The sequence below is a fragment of the uncultured Cetobacterium sp. genome (assembly GCF_945952365.1).
Taxonomy (GTDB): Bacteria; Fusobacteriota; Fusobacteriia; order Fusobacteriales; family Fusobacteriaceae; genus Cetobacterium_A.
Genome location: NZ_CAMFHX010000007.1, coordinates 70,379 through 90,432 on the forward strand (window position 1 = coordinate 70,379; position 20,054 = coordinate 90,432).

16 protein-coding genes are annotated in these 20,054 nt (G+C 28.7%); 2 read left to right on the forward strand and 14 right to left on the reverse strand.

Annotation, left to right across the window (positions count from 1 at the left end):
* Positions 1-11: 11 nt before the first annotated feature.
* From Q0O83_RS03760 to Q0O83_RS03800, 9 genes are all read right to left on the reverse strand, one after another.
* A complete protein-coding gene (locus Q0O83_RS03760; protein ID WP_294094289.1) occupies positions 12-779 on the reverse strand; it encodes an IclR family transcriptional regulator in 768 nt (255 codons plus the stop codon).
* A gap of 14 nt (positions 780-793) precedes the next feature.
* Positions 794-1,639, reverse strand: coding sequence for a S1-like domain-containing RNA-binding protein (locus Q0O83_RS03765; RefSeq protein ID WP_294094291.1), 846 nt, complete (start codon positions 1,637-1,639; stop codon positions 794-796).
* A gap of 21 nt (positions 1,640-1,660) precedes the next feature.
* The gene (locus Q0O83_RS03770) at positions 1,661-2,893 is read right to left on the reverse strand and encodes a hypothetical protein (RefSeq protein ID WP_294094293.1); all 1,233 of its coding nucleotides are present in this window, start codon (positions 2,891-2,893) and stop codon (positions 1,661-1,663) included.
* Positions 2,894-3,012: 119 nt separating this feature from the next.
* Positions 3,013-4,389 carry a tyrosine phenol-lyase gene (locus Q0O83_RS03775; protein WP_294094295.1) on the reverse strand — a complete coding sequence of 459 codons (1,377 nt, stop codon included), beginning with the start codon at positions 4,387-4,389 and terminating at the stop codon, positions 3,013-3,015.
* A 436-nt stretch (positions 4,390-4,825) separates the two neighbouring features.
* Positions 4,826-6,346 carry a hypothetical protein gene (locus tag Q0O83_RS03780; protein WP_294094297.1) on the reverse strand — a complete coding sequence of 507 codons (1,521 nt, stop codon included), beginning with the start codon at positions 6,344-6,346 and terminating at the stop codon, positions 4,826-4,828.
* A gap of 21 nt (positions 6,347-6,367) precedes the next feature.
* On the reverse strand, positions 6,368-7,078 hold the full coding sequence (locus tag Q0O83_RS03785; RefSeq protein WP_294094299.1) for a diacylglycerol kinase: 711 nt from the start codon (positions 7,076-7,078) through the stop codon (positions 6,368-6,370).
* Positions 7,079-7,089: 11 nt separating this feature from the next.
* Positions 7,090-7,554: an rRNA maturation RNase YbeY gene (gene ybeY, locus Q0O83_RS03790; RefSeq protein WP_294094302.1), complete on the reverse strand. Its 465-nt coding sequence runs from the start codon at positions 7,552-7,554 to the stop codon at positions 7,090-7,092.
* Between the two features lie 28 nt (positions 7,555-7,582).
* Positions 7,583-9,652, reverse strand: coding sequence for an HDIG domain-containing metalloprotein (locus Q0O83_RS03795; RefSeq protein ID WP_294094304.1), 2,070 nt, complete (start codon positions 9,650-9,652; stop codon positions 7,583-7,585).
* Positions 9,653-9,666: 14 nt separating this feature from the next.
* Positions 9,667-12,129, reverse strand: a complete 2,463-nt coding sequence (locus tag Q0O83_RS03800) for a helicase C-terminal domain-containing protein (RefSeq protein WP_294094306.1) — start codon at positions 12,127-12,129, stop codon at positions 9,667-9,669.
* A 265-nt stretch (positions 12,130-12,394) separates the two neighbouring features.
* On the opposite strand from Q0O83_RS03800, the gene rpsT reads away from it, so the two are divergent.
* Together rpsT and Q0O83_RS03810 are read left to right on the forward strand one after the other, a co-directional pair.
* The gene (rpsT, locus tag Q0O83_RS03805; RefSeq protein WP_294094310.1) at positions 12,395-12,655 is read left to right on the forward strand and encodes a 30S ribosomal protein S20; all 261 of its coding nucleotides are present in this window, start codon (positions 12,395-12,397) and stop codon (positions 12,653-12,655) included.
* Between the two features lie 65 nt (positions 12,656-12,720).
* Positions 12,721-13,227: an HAD-IIIA family hydrolase gene (locus tag Q0O83_RS03810; RefSeq protein ID WP_294094312.1), complete on the forward strand. Its 507-nt coding sequence runs from the start codon at positions 12,721-12,723 to the stop codon at positions 13,225-13,227.
* Between the two features lie 16 nt (positions 13,228-13,243).
* Here the strand turns inward: Q0O83_RS03810 and Q0O83_RS03815 are convergent, their stop codons facing one another.
* From Q0O83_RS03815 to Q0O83_RS03835, 5 genes are all read right to left on the reverse strand, one after another.
* Positions 13,244-14,356 (reverse strand): YibE/F family protein, encoded by a 1,113-nt coding sequence (locus Q0O83_RS03815; protein ID WP_294094313.1) that lies wholly within the window; start codon positions 14,354-14,356, stop codon positions 13,244-13,246.
* A 71-nt stretch (positions 14,357-14,427) separates the two neighbouring features.
* On the reverse strand, positions 14,428-14,688 hold the full coding sequence (rpsO, locus tag Q0O83_RS03820) for a 30S ribosomal protein S15 (RefSeq protein WP_047381572.1): 261 nt from the start codon (positions 14,686-14,688) through the stop codon (positions 14,428-14,430).
* Positions 14,689-14,812: 124 nt separating this feature from the next.
* Positions 14,813-16,978 (reverse strand): ATP-dependent zinc metalloprotease FtsH, encoded by a 2,166-nt coding sequence (gene ftsH / locus Q0O83_RS03825; protein ID WP_294094315.1) that lies wholly within the window; start codon positions 16,976-16,978, stop codon positions 14,813-14,815.
* Positions 16,968-18,308 carry a tRNA lysidine(34) synthetase TilS gene (gene tilS, locus Q0O83_RS03830; RefSeq protein ID WP_294094317.1) on the reverse strand — a complete coding sequence of 447 codons (1,341 nt, stop codon included), beginning with the start codon at positions 18,306-18,308 and terminating at the stop codon, positions 16,968-16,970. Before tilS ends, ftsH begins: the two co-directional genes overlap by 11 nt.
* Positions 18,309-18,386: 78 nt before the next feature.
* Complete coding sequence (locus Q0O83_RS03835) at positions 18,387-20,045, reverse strand: B12-binding domain-containing radical SAM protein (RefSeq protein WP_294094319.1); 1,659 nt, start codon at positions 20,043-20,045, stop codon at positions 18,387-18,389.
* Between the last annotated feature and the right edge of the window lie 9 nt (positions 20,046-20,054).

The window sequence follows — 20,054 nt, forward strand, 5'->3', positions numbered from 1 at the left end:
AAAAAGAGGAGTTAAAACTCCTCTCTTGCTCCTAATTCGAACGATATTTTTTTACTCATAGCTACCATTTTCGGTGCTAAATGTGGAAGAATATGCATCATCTTCTCTCTTGTTGCCATTATTGAGGCTGTTCCTACAAACTCGTTATTAACTTTAAATATAGGAACTGATATACAATATATTCCTAACTCTACTTCAGATTTTTCTAAAGAGTAGCCATCTCTTCTGATTTTATATATCTCTTCAATAAGTGTTTCCCTATCTATTATTGTACTGTTAGTATATTTATATAATAAATCTTTATTAAATATAACATCTATATTTACATCTTTAGAATAAGCTAAGGCTAATTTTCCAGAAGCTGATGCATTCAATGGAATTTTAGTTACAGATGTACTTATTGTATAATACATCGAATCTGATTGTACTCTATCAACTAATTTTAGATGTTCCCTTTTGAAAATAAACAGATTTATTGTTACAGAAAACTCCTCTGATATATTTACTAGGTATTTATGCCCTACATTTTTAATCAACACATCTTCATTCACAATAAAACTTTTCTCTATAAAAGCTGGTCCCAATGAATAATTACTATTTTTCTCACTTTGCTCCAAATAAGAGTTTTTTAAAAGAGTTGAAACGATTCCATGAACAGTACTTTTACTTAAACCTACCTTTTCACTTATCTCTTTTAATGATAATTCATGAACCTCCTCATTAAAGCAGTTCATTATATCGATTGCTCTTTGGATAGATTGTATAGTTTTTCCTTCCATAAAATCCCCTTTTGTTATTTCAGTCTGAAGTAACCTTCCTCTGTTTTTTCTATCTTACCCTCTTTTAAAAGTCTTCCCATTGCTCTTTTAAAAGCTTTTTTACTTATTCCAAAGTACTCTTTTATCGCTTCTGGTGAGCTATCATCATTGAATCTGAAGTGAGTCTTTAAAATTTTCATTTTACTTACTATAGCCTCAGCATCTTTATCCATTTGAACAAAAGCTAACTCTCTCATAGCTAAGTCTAATTTCCCATCTTCTCTAACTCTGATTACTCTTGCTTGAATCTCCTCTCCTACAGAGAACTTTCTGAAACATTCACTATTTGGAATTAAACCAAAGTATCTATTATCTACTGCTACAAATATTCCAATCTCTGGATTTATTCTATAAACAGTTCCCTCTACAAAGTCATTTTTCTTATAATCTTTATTTGGCATTAAGAAACTATATATCTTCATAGTTGCAGATAGTCTTCCTTTACTATCTTCATATATTCCAACTAAAACTTCATCACCTGGTTTTACATCTCCATCCATTTGAGCATGAGGTAATAAAAGTTCCTTTTTTAATCCCCAATCTAAAAATGCTCCTAGTTTTTCATTCATATCTGTTACATATAACTTTCCAATTGTTCCAACTGTTAATGCTGTTTTTCTAAATGTAGCTATTAATCTATCCTCAGAATCTCTGTATATCATAACGTCTAACTCATCACCAATATCTAATACTTTTCCTTCTAATTCGTTATTTGGTAGAAGAATATTATCATTAGCATCTCCTGTTCCTGCATCTAAATGTGCTCCCTTGCTGCTGAAGTTATTAATCTTTAAAGTTTGTCTTTTTCCTACTCTTACCATTTTCCCTCTCTCCTTACTATTTTACTCCAAATAGTTTCTAAATAAATTAAATTTTTCATCCAATTTTTGAGGATAATTCTTACTGTAATAGTGTAATAACTTTATTACAGGTTTATAATCCTCATAATTTTTTAATATTCTTAAATACTCTTCCTCTATACTTAACAAAGAGTAATAATCACTTTTTTCAAAACTACCAAATAACTTATCGATTATTTCTGTTACTTGGCTTAAAGGCACCTCAACTCCTTTTCCAATTATTAATGCCTCTATAAAATATTTTCTTGATTCATTTTTTCTATTTAAAATCTCTGTAACTTTTCCTAAATTATATAGAAGAGTGAAATTTTTTCTAATCTCTTTCTCTAACTTCTGCTCATAAATTTTTTTCAATTTTAAATGGACAAATTTCAAATCATCATATTTTAAATTTACTACTGAGGTTTGAGCTAAATCACACAATAGTTCAAATTTAAACTCTAAATTTGAAGTTTGTTTTAAAACTTCTTTAGATATCAATATATATTTATCTAAATCCTCTTTTTTAGAAATTGCTATCAATATTTTCAGATAATTATTTTTTATCTCTCCATTTTTTAAATTTATTAAAGCTATCCTTATTTTACTTTCTAAATTTTCTGTATCAATAACATTTAATTTATACTCTGAATATATATATCGATAATAAATCTCATTAAACTTTTTTAGTTTTTTTATATCCTCTTCATACTTTTTAAAGAGTAATAGTATTATCTCATACTTTTCATATTTTTCACACAAATTTAAAAAAATTATAAATTCCTGCTCATATTTTTTTATTTCAGAAACCATTTGAAATAATTTAGCATACATTCTTCTAGCTTCATTTTCATCTTTTAATTTTAAATATAAATTACTTAACTCTATTATAATTTTTTTCTGATCAACTCTATTTAATTTTAAAATAGCTTCTTCTATTAACCATTTATTTTCTATAATTTCTTTTTTTAAAATCTCATCTAAGTACTTTTTAGCTTTAGCTTCTGATTTTTCAACGAACTCTTCGTAAGTTATATCTATTTTTTCCCCTTTACTTTCTAAAGCTTCCTCTAGATTTTTGTAAAAAATTAAAGCCATCTTGTTACTTAAAACTTTTCTACCATTTTCTACCATTCCTAAATAAGTTTTAGATACAATATTTTTTGTTAATTCCTCTTGTTTTATTTTATAATGCTTTCTATACCTTAATATCTTTTCCCCTGGCGATAAAAACATAAATCTCCCCCTAAAAATAAAAAAGCTGTTTATTATAGAGTATCAAATTTTCCATATTTTTACAATAAAAAATACCTTAGATCAATATCTTTAATCTAAGGTATTTTAATTTCTATTATCTATTTGTGAGAAAATCTTCCTGTAAAGAATCTTAAGCAACCCGGTTCATATTCCCACTTCAACCCTTTTATCTCCTCTTTATTTTTATAAAGAGCTATAATTGCATCAGCTACATAATCTAAATGTGCATATGTGTAAACTCTTCTAGGTATTGTCAATCTAACTGTTTCTAATTTTGGATAATGATTTTTTCCTGTTTTTATATCTCTTCCAGCTGAAACTATTCCTCTCTCCATTGTTCTAACTCCAGAAGTTGCATATATAGCTGCTGCTAAAGATTGAGCTGGTAAATCATCTTGACTTAAATGTGGTAAAAACGCTCTTGCGTCTAAGAATATTGCATGTCCTCCATACGGTTTTACCATTGGTACTCCAGCTGCATCTAATTTCTCTCCTAAGTATCTAATTTGATTAACTCTATGACTAATATATTCATAATTAACAGCTTCTCTCAATCCAATTGCCATAGCTTCCATGTCTCGTCCTGCTAATCCACCATAACTAGGCATTCCCTCAAACTGAACCACAGTTGCTGTTGCTTGTAAGTATAACTCATAGTCATTCATACATAAGAATCCACCAATATTAGTCAAACAATCTTTTTTTCCACTCATTGTACATCCATCGCCATAAGAGAACATCTCTTTTACAATATCTTTTATAGAAACATCTGCATATCCCTCTTCTCTTGATTTTATAAAATACGCATTCTCAATACAACGTGTTGCATCATACATTATTTTTATTCCATGACTATGAGCCAACTCAGAAACTGCTCTTATATTAGCCATTGAAACTGGTTGACCACCAGCTAAGTTTACTGTTACTGCCAAACAAATATATGGTATTTTTTCTGCTCCTACCTCTTCTATCAATGCTTTTAATTTATTTAAATCAACATTACCTTTGAATGGCAAATCAATTTGTGAATCATGAGCTTCATCGATTATAATATCTCTAAATGTTGCTCCATTTCTTTCTTGGTGGAATCTTGTAGTTGTAAAATACATATTTCCTGGTACATAATCTCCGGGTTTTATTGTCAGTGTTGATAAAATATTTTCAGCTCCTCTTCCCTGATGAGTTGGAACTACATATTTAAATCCAAAAAGTTCTTGAACAGTTTTTTCTAAATGATAAAAGTTTTTACTTCCTGCATATGCCTCATCTCCTAACATCAACCCTGCCCATTGAGCATCACTCATTGCATTTGTTCCTGAGTCAGTCAATAGATCTATATAACACTCTTCCGATCTTAATAAAAACGTATTATACCCTGCTCTTTCTAATGCTACTTTTCTTTCCTCTTTACTCATAATAGCCATATTTTCAACCATCTTTATTTTATATGGTTCTGGTGCAAATCCTTTTGACATTTTCAATCCCTCCTCAATATATTTTATTGTTAAGACTATATATACCTCTTATTCTTTTTTATGTCAATAGCTTCTATTTCAAAACATTTTTTCTACACTACAAGAACAATTAATCTCTTTTTTTCTTTTTTAACTCATTTTCCATTAAAAAACAACCTTTTTCTAGTTGATTTCTATTTTTACAAAAAATGATTTTCTATAACTTTATTTTAATTTTTTTTATTTTACCACTTTCTTTAAATAAGTTTTAAAACTAAAATTTTTTAAAATTTTTTTTATTTTATTTTTAACAACATCTCTTTATTTTTTCTAATTTTTCTATATAACGAAATTTAGAAATTAAAAAAACCAAATTTAAGTTTATTTTTTAATTAAATTTAAAAATTTTAAAAAAAATAAAAGCCAAAAGATTTTTGTTAATCTTTTGGCTTTTTTATTAAAATAGTATTAAATCATAAATATCCTGTATTCTATAAGGACTTGGTAATTTTGCCTTTAAATTCTCCCAAACTCTTGTAAAATTTTGCTTATCCATATCTTTAAGTTGGTTATATGCTTGATTTTTATATAGAATATCATCTCCACATTTTTTCATCGCAGCTAGAATTCCTGATTTAATCTTTATAAAATTTTCATCTGTTATTGATATTAAACTATAATAATCTGCTAGTAACTCTCTTTCAACACAATGTTCTAAAGTTAAAATTTTTCTAACTATCGTTCCTAAATATCCAATTGATAAATTCTTACTAAACATTCCAACTCTTTCACCTTCAACCTCAATAAAAGGTAAAAATATATCTTGATAATGATACTCTTGTACAGATTTTGTAAAGAATAGGAAATTAGAAAATATAGTTTTTTTTCTGACCTCTTTTTTTAAGAAAGATTTATCAACTTGATAAACTGCTCCTATATGAGGGAAAAGAGAAACCGTTAAATCATCTGAATGACAAAAATTAACAATGTTCTCCTCGTAAACTTTATTTGTTTTTATTCTTCTTATAAAATAATCAGCTTGATAAAGCTCCTCTGTTAAGTTATCAACTTTAAATAAAGCATTAAATACTTTATTATTATCTAGCAATCTATCTTTAGTATCGATAGATATTTTTCCCAATAGATTTTCAAATTTTGTACTTTTTACAAAACTTTTCACAAAGCCATCATCTATTTGTGGTGTTATTTCAATATTTCCAGTTAATAATAAAGTATTATTATCTTTTATAACTTTCCCTTTTTTTAACTCTTTCAAGAAAAATGATAAATACTCATTTTTAAACTCTAAAAAATATTGTCTTTCAATATCATCTAAATGCAACTTATCCAATATTTTATCATAATTAAAGAAATCTAAAAGATTTATAATCCCATCTCTATTTATACCAACTGCATTCCAAGTACAAGTATATGGAATAAAACCTCTTTCTTTATCTACCATAATACTTACAAATTGAGCTATTCCTCCACCTAAAGAATGCCCTGTTATCGATATTTTCTCTTTAGGAATTTTAAACTCATCATAAAGCTTATTAAACACTCCTAAACCATCATAAAACTGCTTTGGTTTAACACCTAGACCTATCTTTAAGTCATTTTCTATAAAATCTTTATATGCATCCTCTAAAGGATATTTTTCACTTCCTCTATAAGAAATAACATATGTATCATATTTTACATTTCTAAAAACGACACTATAAAATCCAGTTGAATCCTTATCTAAATCTGAAGCTCTTTTACTTTCTACATAAAATATCTCCCAGTTTGAAAGAATATCTTCAAAGAAACCATAAAATAAATATCTTGTCTTTGAATTTGAAAAATAAAAACCATCACTATCTAATTTTAATGAATCGTTCTCTCTGTAAATTTGATTTAAATTCTTCTTATAATCCTCTTGTGAAAAATTACAATAAGAGAGTACACTAAGCAATAGATAATCTTTCGCTCTTTGCATTTTATACCACTCCCAAATAATCTAAATTTTTAATATTGATAGGAATATATATGTAACTCCCATTCCTAATACTGCCCCAATTATAGTTTCTAATACAGTATGAATCTTTCCTTCTACTCTCGATTGTAATACTAAAATTAAAAGAAAAAGTGAAAGATAAAAAATTCTTACATCGTCTGTTAAAAAGAAAATCCCTACAAATAGAGCTCCACCAAGAGCACTATGCCCACTAGGAATTCCTCCTCTCAATGGAGTTCCCTTTTTAAAAAAGCTTTTTATTGATATTACTAAAATTACTAAAAATATCAAAAGAAAAACTATAACATTTGCATATGATTCTTTTAATAAATCAAAGAAGCTGGCAAATTCACCAGCTATTCTTTTATGAAATACCAAATATCCAACTATCAAGGCATTTGTAGCTGCTATAAATACCGCTCCTGCTCCTACATCTTTAGCTCTTTTAGCTAAAAGATTATAATCTGGTGACACTAAATCTACAAAACTTTCAATTGCTGTATTTAATAGCTCTGCTGCTAAAACTAGGGACATACTAATTGATAATACAATTAGTTCCATTCTACTAACACCTAAAAATATTGAAATCATTAAAACTAATATTGTGCAAAATGCATGAAACTTCATATTTCGCTCTGTTCTAATCGTTTCTATTATTCCCTCAATTGCAACATTAAAGCTCTGTGTTATATCCTGTTTTGTCCCTTTTTTCATAAATATCCTCCCTAATCTCTAGTATGCCCAAACTTTCCTAGAATCTCTTCCTCTCTAGCTCTCATCTCTTTCTTATCCTCTTCTTCAATATGATCATACCCTAAAAGATGTAGCATCCCATGAGTTAAAACATAGAAAAACTCTCTTCTAAACGAGTGATTATACTCATTACATTGCTCCTTCACTCTTTCTAAAGAGATTATTATATCCCCTAACGTATCATATGGACCAATCATATAATCCTCTGTTTCATGATATGCAAAAGAGATTACATCTGTTGGACTATCTTTTTCTCTAAAATCTCTATTTATTCTCTGAATATCTTCATTTCCTACTAAAGCTACTGATAAGTACACTGGTTTTTCTGATTCAAACTCATCGTTTAAAACCTCACAGATATACTGTTGCACCTCATCCTCTTTTATATACTCCTCATATCCCTCTATTTCTAGAGAAAAATCTAAAACTACTTCCATCGCTACTCCTCTTATCCTTGTTCTTTATCTACTTTTGTCCTGGGTATTTTATTCTAACGTGATGAATACTCATCAATACCTTTGTAAAAGTTTTAATTATTATTTCTATCTCTTTAAATGTTAAAGCTGCTTCTGACAACTGATTGTCCTCTATCTTAGAGTTTATAATTCTTCTTAGCATATTTTCAATCGTTATCGGTGTTTTTTCATCTAATGACCTCACTGCTGCCTCTATTGAATCTGCAAGCATTATTATAGCTGATTCCTTACTTCTAGGAATTGGACCACTATATTTGAAATCATCTTCTAATACTGTTGGATCTAACTGCTTAGCCTTATTATAAAAATATGCTAACATCGTCGTTCCTTGATGTTCAAACATAACATCTCTAATCTCTCTTGGAATTTTATACTCTCTTCCCAATTCATTTCCATCTTTTGTGTGTGACGTTATTATTAACGTACTTAAAAATGGAGAGATTTTAGAATGAGGATTCTCTCCCCCCTCTTGATTTTCTACATAAAACTTTGGTCTTTTCATTTTTCCTATATCATGATAATAAGATGCAACTCTTGCGAATATAGCATTTGCTCCTATAGCCTCTGCTGCTGCCTCTGATAGTGTTGCAACCATCATCGAATGATGGAATGTTCCTGGTGCTTTCATCGATAACAACTTCAATAATGGATGTGATAAATCTCCTAATTCTAACAATCTAAATGTAGTTAAAATATTAAAAGTTTTTTCAAAATACGGTAATACAGCTATTGCTAACATACCTGAAAGCAATCCCGATATAACTATCTCTCCACTTTGTAAAGCAATTAAATTCTTCTCTCTTCCTATAAAATATGTTAACAATAAATATAAGAAGAATTTTGTAACCGCTAGTTTCATTCCTAACGCTATCAACTCTTGCCTTGTTGTAACTTTTTCTATCAAATACGACCCCATTAAACAAGCTAAGAATGTTACAATTATAAAAATAGGATCATATCCCACTATCGGGAATAAGAACGTTATTGACATTAGTGTCATTATAAATGCAAAATCTTTTGCAAACAATATTGACATCAAGAAAAACATCATTTCAAATGGTACTACATATATATGATCAGGTTGAGTAAATCTATATGCTAAAAATCCTATTGTATATATTAAAAATAAACTTCTATAAACATTTTTATTCAATATATTTTTCTTAAATTTATTTGCTAATAAGTGATAAAATATTACAGTTAAAATAATTGTATATAAAAAGTTTGCAACTGAAAACCCTAAACTTTTTTTGTACGAATATATTCCTACAGCCTCTAACAATTTAGCCCTACTATCTGTTATTATATCTCCTTTTTTTACAAGTAAAGTTCCAGCTTTTATATCTAAAATTTGATTATCTATCTGAGATATCTTCTCTGCTATCGAATTTTTAGTTTTTGTTTCATCATAGATATAGTTTGCCGTTAAAAAATTCTCTACAATTTTTTTATCAAAATCAGATAACTCTAAAAACAACTCGTCATTTGGAGGTGAAATTGTTAAACTTCCCTTTTCTCTTATAATTCCCGTTGCATAAGCTTTTGTTAAAAAACCTATAATTCTTTCTTTTGTATCCGCTAAATCTTTTTTATTTAATTGAGTCAATTCATTTATCAGCTTTGGAGACAATGGTTTTCCTATTATATCTTCAACCCTATCTAAATAGAGTTTATTTTTTTTAAAATCTTTTTTCAAGATTTCATCAAATAAATATTCAGCTCCAGATATATAAACATTGCCTGCTTGAGGGACATAAATATACTCTTTTTTTGAACCTTCCATTAAATTTTTTATAATATCTTGCTTTTTATCCCTATCATTAAAAAGAATACTCTTCGGAGAGTATATATCGTTTATTGCTACATCTCCTATATCATACTTCTGTGTATTTACTATATAGCCACTCTTTGAGCTAATAACTATTACCATAACCATCAAAATTAGATAGAATATCTTCTCCTTTAAATGATTATCTTTCGTATATAATTCAGCATCATCTGCATTTTTCTTGTTAATCTTAAAAGTTAAGCTCAAACCAAACAGCTCAATTTTTTTCATATCAATTACTCCTTTTAAGTTTTAGAAATATCTTTTAAGACATCTTCTTTATTAAGTATCTTTATATTTTTTGTAGGTATTGCATCTTTAAAGTATTTTCCATAGCTTTTTGTTATTACTCTATTGTCTAATATTGTAACAATTCCACGATCACTTTTACTTCTTATTAATCTTCCAATACCTTGTTTAAACTTTATAACAGATTCTGGAATTTGATATTCCACAAAAGCATTTTTATTTTGCTGAGCGATATTTTCAATAATAGCCTCAGTTATTGGATCACTTGGAACTTTAAAAGGTAGTTTTATTATAATCACAGAACTTAATTGTTCTCCTTTTATATCTACCCCTTCCCAAAATGAATCTGTTCCAAATAAAACCGGATTTTTTATATTTTTATACATATTTACAAGTTGAGTCCTAGGTGCTTGTCCTTGAATTAAAAGGTTAAGTCCTGCTGCTTCTAACTCATCTTTTATCATATAGTATATATAGTTTAATGTCGTATAAGAAGTAAATAGTATAAAACATTTCCCTGAAGTTTTCAATATCAAATTTTTTAAAAACTCTCTGATACTATCTATAAATTTAGGGTCACTTGGATTCAGTAAATCTTTTGGTAAGTACACTTTCATCTGATTATCATAATCAAATGGTGAATGAATAACTTTCTCTAAAGTTTTTTCTTTCAAACCAATACTTTCTTTAAAATATGAAAAATCATTTCCTATCGCTATCGTTGCAGATGTAAAAATCATCTGTTTTAAATTAGTGTATAAGTTTTTATCTAATTCTCCATCTATTTTTAAAGGTGTTGCTACTAATTTTGAATTACTTTTTTTTCCGTTAACCTCAGCCCAATAAATAAATTTTTCATCATCCAAAGCGTTTATAAATTTTAAATTTTCAAAAAATCCATCTAATCTATCTATATATCTAGAAAAATCACTTATATATCCCTCTTTATCTTCTAAATCTTTTATTCTAGCTAAAATAGTTCTTACCTTTTTTAAATATACCGATAAATCTGCTATGAATTCATCTTTTAAATTATCCAACTGTTCATAAAAAACAGCTCTTTCAAACTCATTTTTCTTTAATCTATAAGTTATACTCGACATTTGTCCTTTTGAAAAAATCTCTATTAAGAAATTAAAATAAGCTCTTCCAGATGTAAATAAATTACGATGTTTCAATTTAATATCATTCTCTAAATCTAACTCCGTTCCTTTTTTCCCATCATAATCTGCTGTTTTTAAATAATTTATTAAAACATCTAAACTCCCTGTTCCTCTTTTTTTGGATTTTTCCATTGTATATATCTGATTCATAGTTTTAGTGAATCCATATTTTGAAATTTCATAAGAGAAATAATCTCTTGCTACTTTTTCAACATTATGAGCTTCATCAAAAACAACAAGCTCGTACTCTGGTAGAATTGAATATTCTGTATTAAATCCAATCTCTTTTCTTATTGCTAAGTCAGAGAAATACATATGATGATTTGTTATTAAAATATCCGCTTTTTTCTTTTCATCTCTTGCCTTTAAAAAGTAGCACTCAGCTTTAAATGGACATTTATTTCCAGCACACATATCACTTTCACTTTGGAAGTGCTCCCATATTATGTAGTCTACTTCAAATGGTAACTCTGCCTTATCTCCACTCTCTGTTTTTCCACCCCATTTTAAAACTTCTCTGAATTGAGATTTTTGACTCTGGCTATACTCTTCAAAATCTACAATGTCTCCTGTTGCAACATTATGTAGCTTTCGATTACAAAGATAGTTTCCTCTTCCTTTAACTAACATATAATTAAAGTCCCCTGCAATAACCTTTTTAGCTATCGGAATATCTTTGTTTAAAAGCTGTTCTTGTAAATTTATTGTATTTGTACTTATTACAACTCTTTTCTTATTTTTTATACTCCATTCGATAGCCGGTATTAAATACCCCAATGTTTTTCCTGTTCCTGTTCCAGCTTCTACAATTACTTTTGTTTCTGTATTCAATCCCTGTTCTATAACCTCGGCCATCTCTAACTGCTCATTTCTGTATTCAAACTCTTTAAATACACCTGCTAAAAGTCCATTTTTTTCAAAGTAAGGTTTTATATCTATTTTTATATTCTTTCTTTGAACTAATTCAACTATCACATAGATATCTGTAACTTCATTGTTTACAATATATGAAGCTCCATCTAATCTATTTGAATATATTGCAGCTATTTCAACATCAGGATCTGAAGGATATAAATGACCAGAAGGATGGTTATGAATTATAACTTCTCCTTTTCTCATTGCCTTTAATATTGCAGGCACTGAATATCTATTTCCTCTAGCTAATACCTCAACCTCTGTTACTATGCCCTCTTCGTCTGGAATACCTCTGAAAAATACTTCGTTTCCATCAACTTTTTCTATCTCTAACTTCATTTTCTTACACGCAGCTAAAGATATTTTTTCATCTATATTCATTTTTATCCTTTCTTTATTTACTAAACTCTTTCTATAATATAATACTCTTTTTTTGAGAAAATATAAAATATTTTTTTTATTATCTTCTTTTTTCGTATAAAATATGATAAAATATCTTAGGTCCATTGTACAAATTGTGTCTCTTTTTATGCTTACCTGTCAAATTGAAATACCATACTAGGTATTAGAATCATATTGACATAAAGTGTTATTTATGTTATTATGATATGAAAATTTTATTTAAAATTAAAGGGAGGTTTTTGATTTGGCACATTCAAAATCAGCAAAAAAGAGAGTTATCGTAGCGGAGAGAAACAGAGAGAGAAATCAAGCTGTAAAATCTAGAGTAAAAACTATGGTTAAGAAGGTATTAGTAGCAGTAGAAACTAAAGAGGTTGAGGCTGCTAAGGCTGCTTTATCTGTAGCTTACAAAGAGTTAGATAAAGCTGTAAGCAAAGGTATCATGAAGAAGAACACAGTTTCTAGAAAGAAAGCTAGATTAACTGCAAAAGTTAACGCTTTATAATCAATGCTATTGAAATAAAACTGGAGACATCTCCAGTTTTATTTTATTTTTGGAGGAGGAGTTTTATGATTAAACTTATCGTTTTAGATGTAGATGGTACCCTTACTGATGGAAAACTTTATGTTTCAAACTCAGGTGATGAAATGAAAGCTTTTAATGTGAAAGATGGATTAGGTATCACTCAAGCTATTGCTCAAGGAAAAGAGATTGCAATTATAACTGGAAAAACATCACATATTGTAACTAAACGTTGTGAAGAGCTTGGAATAAAAGAGATTCATCAAGGAATTAAAAATAAAATTGCAACACTTAATTCTATTTTAGAAAAACACAATATATCTTATGAAAATGTTGCTTATATGGGTGACGATTTGATCGATTTAGCTGTTATGAAAAAATGCAAACTTGCTGCTGCTCCAAAAGATTCTGTAGAGGAGATTTTAGCTATCTCTAATTTTATCTCTAATAAAAATGGCGGAGATGGAGCTGTTAGAGAATTTATTGAATATATATTAAAAAAAGAAAATTTATGGCAGAATGTTGTAAATAATTTTGTTCCAACAGAACAATAAAAAAATAGCTGAAAACTCAGCTATTTTTTTTTGTAAACATAATACAACAAAGATATGATGTTATTGGAACTGCTACTAATATCCCTATACTTCCTGCAAAGGCTCTAACTATATCAGCTGCTATAGATTCAAAGTTTAAAATCCTAATCAACGGGAACTGCTCTTTTTGCAAATATATAAATAGTGTTGAAAGTATTCCGCTTCCTATATAAGCTAGTATAAGTGTATTTACCATCGTTCCAATTATATCTGCACCTATTCTCATTCCAGAATCAAAGATCTCTTTTTTCGTTATATCAGAGGCTACAGTCTTAAGTTCAGTTAGTGCTGATGAAATTGACATTGAAACGTCCATTACCGCTCCCATACTTCCTAGTATAACTCCCGCTGAAATTATCTCTCTTACCCTTACTCCTTGAAGTAAAGTTGAATAGTTCAAAGCTTCTACTGATACAAATCCTGTCATCGCCATTTCATATGAAAAATACATCGACATACTTCCTGCTATTATTACACCTACTACAGCACCTAAAATTGCTACAACTCCTTTTTGAGTAAAACCAGTAGTTAAAAATATAGTTACTATCGAGCTAAGTAATGCACATAAAGTCGATATCAAAATCGGTGAATACCCATCCGCTATCATCGGAAGAAAAATATTATATATTATTCCAACGACTATAACTAAAGAAAGTATAGCTTTTACACCTTTAAATTTTGCTATAAAGATAGTTAGCAGTATAAAAATTCCTATTATTAATAAAATTGAATTTCTTTTATCTATATCTACTATATAATATGTATTTCCGGTTTCATCACTGCTCTCTTTATAAAGAACCACATTTTGTGCTTCCCTTATAAAGATATTATAAGCTTTTTCTATATAAATAGGTGATTGAACTAAAACCTCTTTATTCTTATCTTCACCCTCTAAAATTTTTACTCTATACTCCTCTATCTCTTTTATTCCATCTTGTTCATTAAAACTATTTTTTATAGTATTTTCTAAGTATAAGATTTTCCCCTTTATATACTCCTCTTTTACTGTACCTTCATTGTAATTATCAATCTCTTCTGAAAAAATAACCAACGAAAGTATAGATAACAATAATACAATAAATTTTTTCATGTCCTTCTCCTATATTTTGTATTTTCTGTGTAAGTTATAAAAAAAAACGAGGAAATTTCCTCGTTTTAAAATTACTTTCTGATTCCTAACTTAGCGATAAGTGCTCTGTATCCTTCGATATCTTTGCTCATTAAGTAGCTTAATAATCTCTTTCTCTTTCCAACCATTTTTAATAATCCTAATCTTGAGTGGAAGTCCTTCTTGTGAGTTCTTAAGTGGTTTGTTAAGTGGTTGATTTGTGCTGTTAATATAGCAACTTGAACCTCAGTAGATCCTGTATCTTTTCCATCTTTTCCGTATGCTGCAATGATTTCTGCTTTGTTTATAGCCATTTTATTTCCTCCTGAATATTTGATATCTAGGCCAAGGTTTACGGGGCTTAATCGTAAATCCTAGCAAAGATTAAAATTATTATAACATAATTTCTATTTTTAGTAAAGTTAATTTTCTAGAGAGTTATCCTTGATAATCATCTAAAACAGATTGAGATGCTTTTTGTTTTAGCTCCTCTTTTAACTTTTCTTCTTCCTCTTTTAAATCCACAATTTTTTCTTCAATACTATTTTCCTGCTCTAATCTTTCAACAGTTTTTCCTGCTAACATCTGATCTAACTCTTCACCATTTATTGTTTCTAATCTTAAAAGAGCTTGAGTTATATTTTCTAATGTCTCTCTATTTTCTGTTAAAATCTCTTTAGCTTTAGAATAAGCTGTAGAAACTAATCTTCTGATCTCATCATCTATCTCTTTTGATGTTGTTTCTCCATAAAGCTTTTGTTGGAACATATCTCCTTCACGTGTCGCATCTAACATTATTGGTCCAAACTTATCACTCATTCCATACTTTGTTACCATAGCATGAGCTATTGCTGTTGCTCTTTCAATATCGTTACTTGCTCCTGTTGTTATATCACCAAATACAATCTCTTCTGCTGCTCTTCCACCCAATAAAGTTACAAGCTCAGATAAAAATTCATTTTTTGATTTTAGATATCTATCTTCTGTTGGTAGTGTCATAGTATAACCTAAAGCTGCCATTCCTCTTGGAATAATTGTCACTTTATGAACTGGTTCTGTGTTTGGCGATAATCTTTGAGTCATCGCATGTCCTACCTCATGGTAAGCTACAATAATTCTTTCTTTTTGTACTGCCATTCTTGATTTTCTTTCAGGACCAATAGTAACTTTCTCAGAAGCCTCTTCTAAATCAGCCATATTTATCTCTGATCTTCCGGCTCTTGCAGCTAAAATTGCAGCTTCATTAAGCATATTTGCTATATCTGCACCTACGAATCCAGGTGTTTTTCTTGCTATTATCTCAAAATCTACATCCGAGGCAAACTTTTTATTTCTAGAATGAACCTTTAAAATTGCTTCTCTTCCTTTGATATCTGGTCTATCCACTACAACTTGTCTGTCAAACCTTCCAGGTCTCATTAAAGCTTTATCTAAAATCTCTGGTCTATTTGTTGCTGCTAAAACAATAATTGTTTCTTCAGTTCCAAATCCATCCATCTCTACTAGAAGTTGGTTAAGAGTTTGTTCTCTCTCGTCGTTTCCTCCGCCTTGACCACTTCCTCTTTTTCTACCTACAGCATCAATCTCATCTATAAAAATTATACAAGGTGAATTTTTTCTAGCTTTCGAGAATAAATCTCTTACTCTTGAAGCTCCTACACCTACGAACATCTCTACGAATTCTGATCCTGACATACTGAAGAATGGAACTCCAGCTTCTCCTGCAACAGCTTTTGCCAATAGTGTTTTACCTGTTCCAGGTGACCCTAGTAAAAGAACTCCCTTAGGAATTTTAGCCCCTAAATTTTTAAACTTATCCGGCTCTTTTAAAAATTGAACTACCTCTTCTAACTCTACCTTCGCTTCATCTATTCCAGCAACATCCGCAAAAGTTACTTGAGATACATTCTCTCCATTCTCTTTAGCTTTAGATTTCCCCATATTGAAAACTTGAGGTCCTCCACCTCCACCTTTATTCATTTTATTAAGCATAAATATCCAGATTCCAATCAGTAATAACATAGGGAACCAAGATGCTAACATGTTTAATAGGAATGGTAACTCTTGTGGTGGTAATGACTCTATTTTTACAGTTTTACTATCAATTAGGTTTACAAGTTGTGCATCTCCACCTAATCTATCTGTTATCATTCTAGCTTTTACTGCTGTCGTATCTTTTTCTGAAGTATATCCATAAACATATCCTTCTCTCTCATCTACTCTAACAAGCTTATCATCTTTTAATTCTTTTATAAAGTCTGTATAACTAATAGTCTTTACATTTGAAGAATCTGACTTAGAGAACATCGTTGGAAGCGATAAAATTATAGTCACTATAAATAATAACATAACAAAACCTTTTAGATTGAATTTCCCACCAATCTCTCTTGATTCGTTTGAATCTTTTTCTTGTTTAGTTTTATCTATTCCCTCTTTTAACTTCTCTTTAATCTTTCTTTTTCTCTCTTCTAATTGGCTTTTCTCTTCCTCTTCTTTAGCCTCTTTCTCTTTTTTAGCTTCATCATCATGCACGTCATCTTTTTTTGGCTCCTCTTCAATGAAGTTATGCAATGCCATTTTTTCATTATCTTCTCTATTCTTCATCTTGCCTCCTTATGATTAGCTTAATTCCTTTTTCATTTTTTTCACATTTAAAGTTTTCGCTTTTTTTTACTCCTGCAATCCAAACAATCTCATTCTCTTTAACTATCAATGGGATTGTACCCCTAATCTCCTTTGGAATTTTCTCATTTATCAGTATATCTTTTACTTTTTTATAAGAACTCATTCCTAAAGGTTTTATTCTATCCCCATCCTTTCGACATCTAATCTCTACAATGTCACCTATTTTTAAATTTGTTAAAAATTCATTTTTACCAAAACTTTTTTGATCCTCAACTGTTTCTAAAATATAGTCATTAACTTTTATTTTAAACGGTATCTTTTGTAGTAGGTCAATATTTATACTTTCAAATTTATCTATATTTTCCTTCTCTATCCAGATATTTTTATATTCTTTCTTTAAAATAAAGTTCTTTTCTAAGTGTATATTTTTGCTTCCTGAACTTTGAAATAATTTTATAACATTTATTATTTTTTCTCTAGATGATTCTAGTGAAAACTCTTTAAAGTATTCATTTATTATTTTTCTCTGGATATAATCCTCCTCTTTCAGGATTAAGTCAATATTTAAAACAACTTTTTCATTTTTTAAAACTTTATATTTCTTTAAATCTATTTTCAAAATTTCATTTACTTCTTTTATCTCTTCAATTAGATTATGTACTTTATCTTTAAAGTTAGTATTATATCTCTCCTCTATAAAAGGTATCAAATCTAATCTAATACTATTTCTAGTAAAATCATTTTCAAAATTTGTTTCATCCACTCTATACTCTATTTTATTCACATCTAAATAGTTTAAAATTTGACTTTTATACGTCTCATTAATAGGTCTAATTATATTTTCTCTATTTTGAATTCCTTCTAATCCTTCTAAAGATGAGCCTCTAATAAGCCTGAATAAAAAGTTTTCGATTTGGTCATCTAAATTGTGAGCTACTGCAATCTTATTACCATTTGTTTTTTCTAAAACCTCAGAAAAAAATTCGTATCGTATTATTCTTCCTGCTTCTTCTAAGCCAATTCCTTTTTCTTTAGCAATCTCTTCCATAGAAGCTTTTTTTATAAAAACTGGTATTCCTATTTTTTCACCACTTAAAAGACTAAACTCTTCATCTCCATCTGAATTTTTCCCTCTAAAAAGATGATTAATATGAGCTAATACAAATTCAAAATTAAGCTCTTTTTTTAACTTTTTTAAAACTTCTAATAAAAATACTGAATCTGGTCCTCCTGAGAAACCAAGAACAATTTTATCTCCGTTTTCTATCAAATTTTCACTTTTTATTTTTTTTAAAATCTTTTCTAACATAGCTTTATCCTTTGTGACAGCATTTTATAGAATTATACCATATAGAGAATCTTTTTCAAAACCTTTTCCCTCTTATTTTTATCTAAAAGTTTCAAGTTTTGGTTTTTTATTTGAATAATTGAAAAAGATTTCAACCGTATCTTTTTTATGATTTAAAACATCATATTCAAATTTCTCAAACTCTGTTTTTTTATACGCTTCTCTTGTTGATGTAAAATTCTTTTCTATAACAATCTCATTATATTTATCTTTATCTTTTTTAGAAATAAACCACTCTGGATACGCACCTGGCTTTCCTAAAAGTAGATAATCTAACTTTAAGTACTCAATAAAAATATCTTTTCCTATAAAGTTTTTTTCCTCATAGAACTTCACTAGATGATTGAAGATAGCTACTATCTTATGACCAACACCTAAAAGTTCATTTTTTTCATAGTATTCTGCAATCTCTTCAAAGAAAGTGAACGCTCTATTATAGTGATTATCAATTATATACTTTACAGAGTTTTTAAACTTTTCAGAATTGTAGTAATAATCTAACATTTTTTCAAGATTTTTAAGTTTTACTAACTCACTATAATCTATAAAGCAATTTGATAATATCTCATAAGGTGGAAACTCCATATATTTATAATCATATTCCTCAATCTCTTTTGAAATTTTTGTTCCATTTAATATTTTTAAGAATCCTAATTGAATCATTTCAGCATCTAACTCATAAACATAATCGAAAGAATCCTTAAATGTTTCATATGTATCATGAGGAAGTCCTGCAATTAGATCCACATGCAAATGAACATTTTTCGAAATCGCTTTGATATTATATCTCAATCTTTCAAGAAGATTTCTTCTATTGATGCTATTCATAGTTTCTTTATTGATACTTTGAACTCCAATCTCAAATTGGAAATATCCCTCTGGAACCTTTTTTAAAAATTCAATAATTTCATCATCAAATATATTTGCATTTATTTCAAAGTGGAATGTTACATTTTCTTTATAGTTTTCTAATAAAAACTCCCAAATTCCTAAATATCTATCTTTTCTCAAATTATAAGTTCTATCTACAAATTTAACTAACTCAACTCCTGAATCTAAGAATTTTTTTAAATCACTTTTAACTCTTTCTAAAGACCAGTATCTAACACCCTTATCAATAGAAGATAAACAATATGAACAACTAAAAGGACATCCTCTACTTGACTCATAGTAAAGTATCTTTATATTCTCTTTCAGCTCCTCCTCTGTATAAGGAAATGGAATTACATCTAAATTCTCTATTGGAAACTCATCACCTAGATATGTAAACTCATCATTTACTAATGCAGCAACTCCTCTTTGCATCTTGTTCTCTGAAGTTAAAAAGTTATGAAGTACTTTTTCTCCCTCTCCAACAAGAACGTAATCTATCGCTTTATTTTCTCTCAGTGACTCTTCTGCATTATAACTTACTTCTGGTCCTCCAAGAGTTATTACTATATTTGGCCTAACTTTTTTTAACTCTTTAATAACTCTAAAAACATACTCTTTATTCCAAATATACGTTGAGAATATATAATGATCTGCATTTAAGTTAAATAAATCTGTTATTATACTGTGAACTTGATTATTTATATTACTTTCATAAAGTTCAATTCTTAAATCACTATATTTTTCTACATAACTTTTTAAATATCTAATTGCTAAATTCGTATGTATAAATTGACTATTTATACCCACTAAAACTATCTTATTCATAATTTTCTC

What these genes read in the sequence shown, in the direction of transcription:
- Q0O83_RS03760 (WP_294094289.1), bottom strand. Translation starts at nt 779, where the DNA reads ATGGAAGGAAAAACTATACAATCTATCCAAAGAGCAATCGATATAATG.
- Q0O83_RS03765 (WP_294094291.1), bottom strand. Translation starts at nt 1,639, where the DNA reads ATGGTAAGAGTAGGAAAAAGACAAACTTTAAAGATTAATAACTTCAGC.
- Q0O83_RS03770 (WP_294094293.1), bottom strand. Translation starts at nt 2,893, where the DNA reads ATGTTTTTATCGCCAGGGGAAAAGATATTAAGGTATAGAAAGCATTAT.
- Q0O83_RS03775 (WP_294094295.1), bottom strand. Translation starts at nt 4,389, where the DNA reads ATGTCAAAAGGATTTGCACCAGAACCATATAAAATAAAGATGGTTGAA.
- Q0O83_RS03780 (WP_294094297.1), bottom strand. Translation starts at nt 6,346, where the DNA reads ATGCAAAGAGCGAAAGATTATCTATTGCTTAGTGTACTCTCTTATTGT.
- Q0O83_RS03785 (WP_294094299.1), bottom strand. Translation starts at nt 7,078, where the DNA reads ATGAAAAAAGGGACAAAACAGGATATAACACAGAGCTTTAATGTTGCA.
- ybeY (WP_294094302.1), bottom strand. Translation starts at nt 7,554, where the DNA reads ATGGAAGTAGTTTTAGATTTTTCTCTAGAAATAGAGGGATATGAGGAG.
- Q0O83_RS03795 (WP_294094304.1), bottom strand. Translation starts at nt 9,652, where the DNA reads ATGAAAAAAATTGAGCTGTTTGGTTTGAGCTTAACTTTTAAGATTAAC.
- Q0O83_RS03800 (WP_294094306.1), bottom strand. Translation starts at nt 12,129, where the DNA reads ATGAATATAGATGAAAAAATATCTTTAGCTGCGTGTAAGAAAATGAAG.
- Q0O83_RS03810 (WP_294094312.1), top strand. Translation starts at nt 12,721, where the DNA reads ATGATTAAACTTATCGTTTTAGATGTAGATGGTACCCTTACTGATGGA.
- Q0O83_RS03815 (WP_294094313.1), bottom strand. Translation starts at nt 14,356, where the DNA reads ATGAAAAAATTTATTGTATTATTGTTATCTATACTTTCGTTGGTTATT.
- rpsO (WP_047381572.1), bottom strand. Translation starts at nt 14,688, where the DNA reads ATGGCTATAAACAAAGCAGAAATCATTGCAGCATACGGAAAAGATGGA.
- ftsH (WP_294094315.1), bottom strand. Translation starts at nt 16,978, where the DNA reads ATGAAGAATAGAGAAGATAATGAAAAAATGGCATTGCATAACTTCATT.
- tilS (WP_294094317.1), bottom strand. Translation starts at nt 18,308, where the DNA reads ATGTTAGAAAAGATTTTAAAAAAAATAAAAAGTGAAAATTTGATAGAA.
- Q0O83_RS03835 (WP_294094319.1), bottom strand. Translation starts at nt 20,045, where the DNA reads ATGAATAAGATAGTTTTAGTGGGTATAAATAGTCAATTTATACATACG.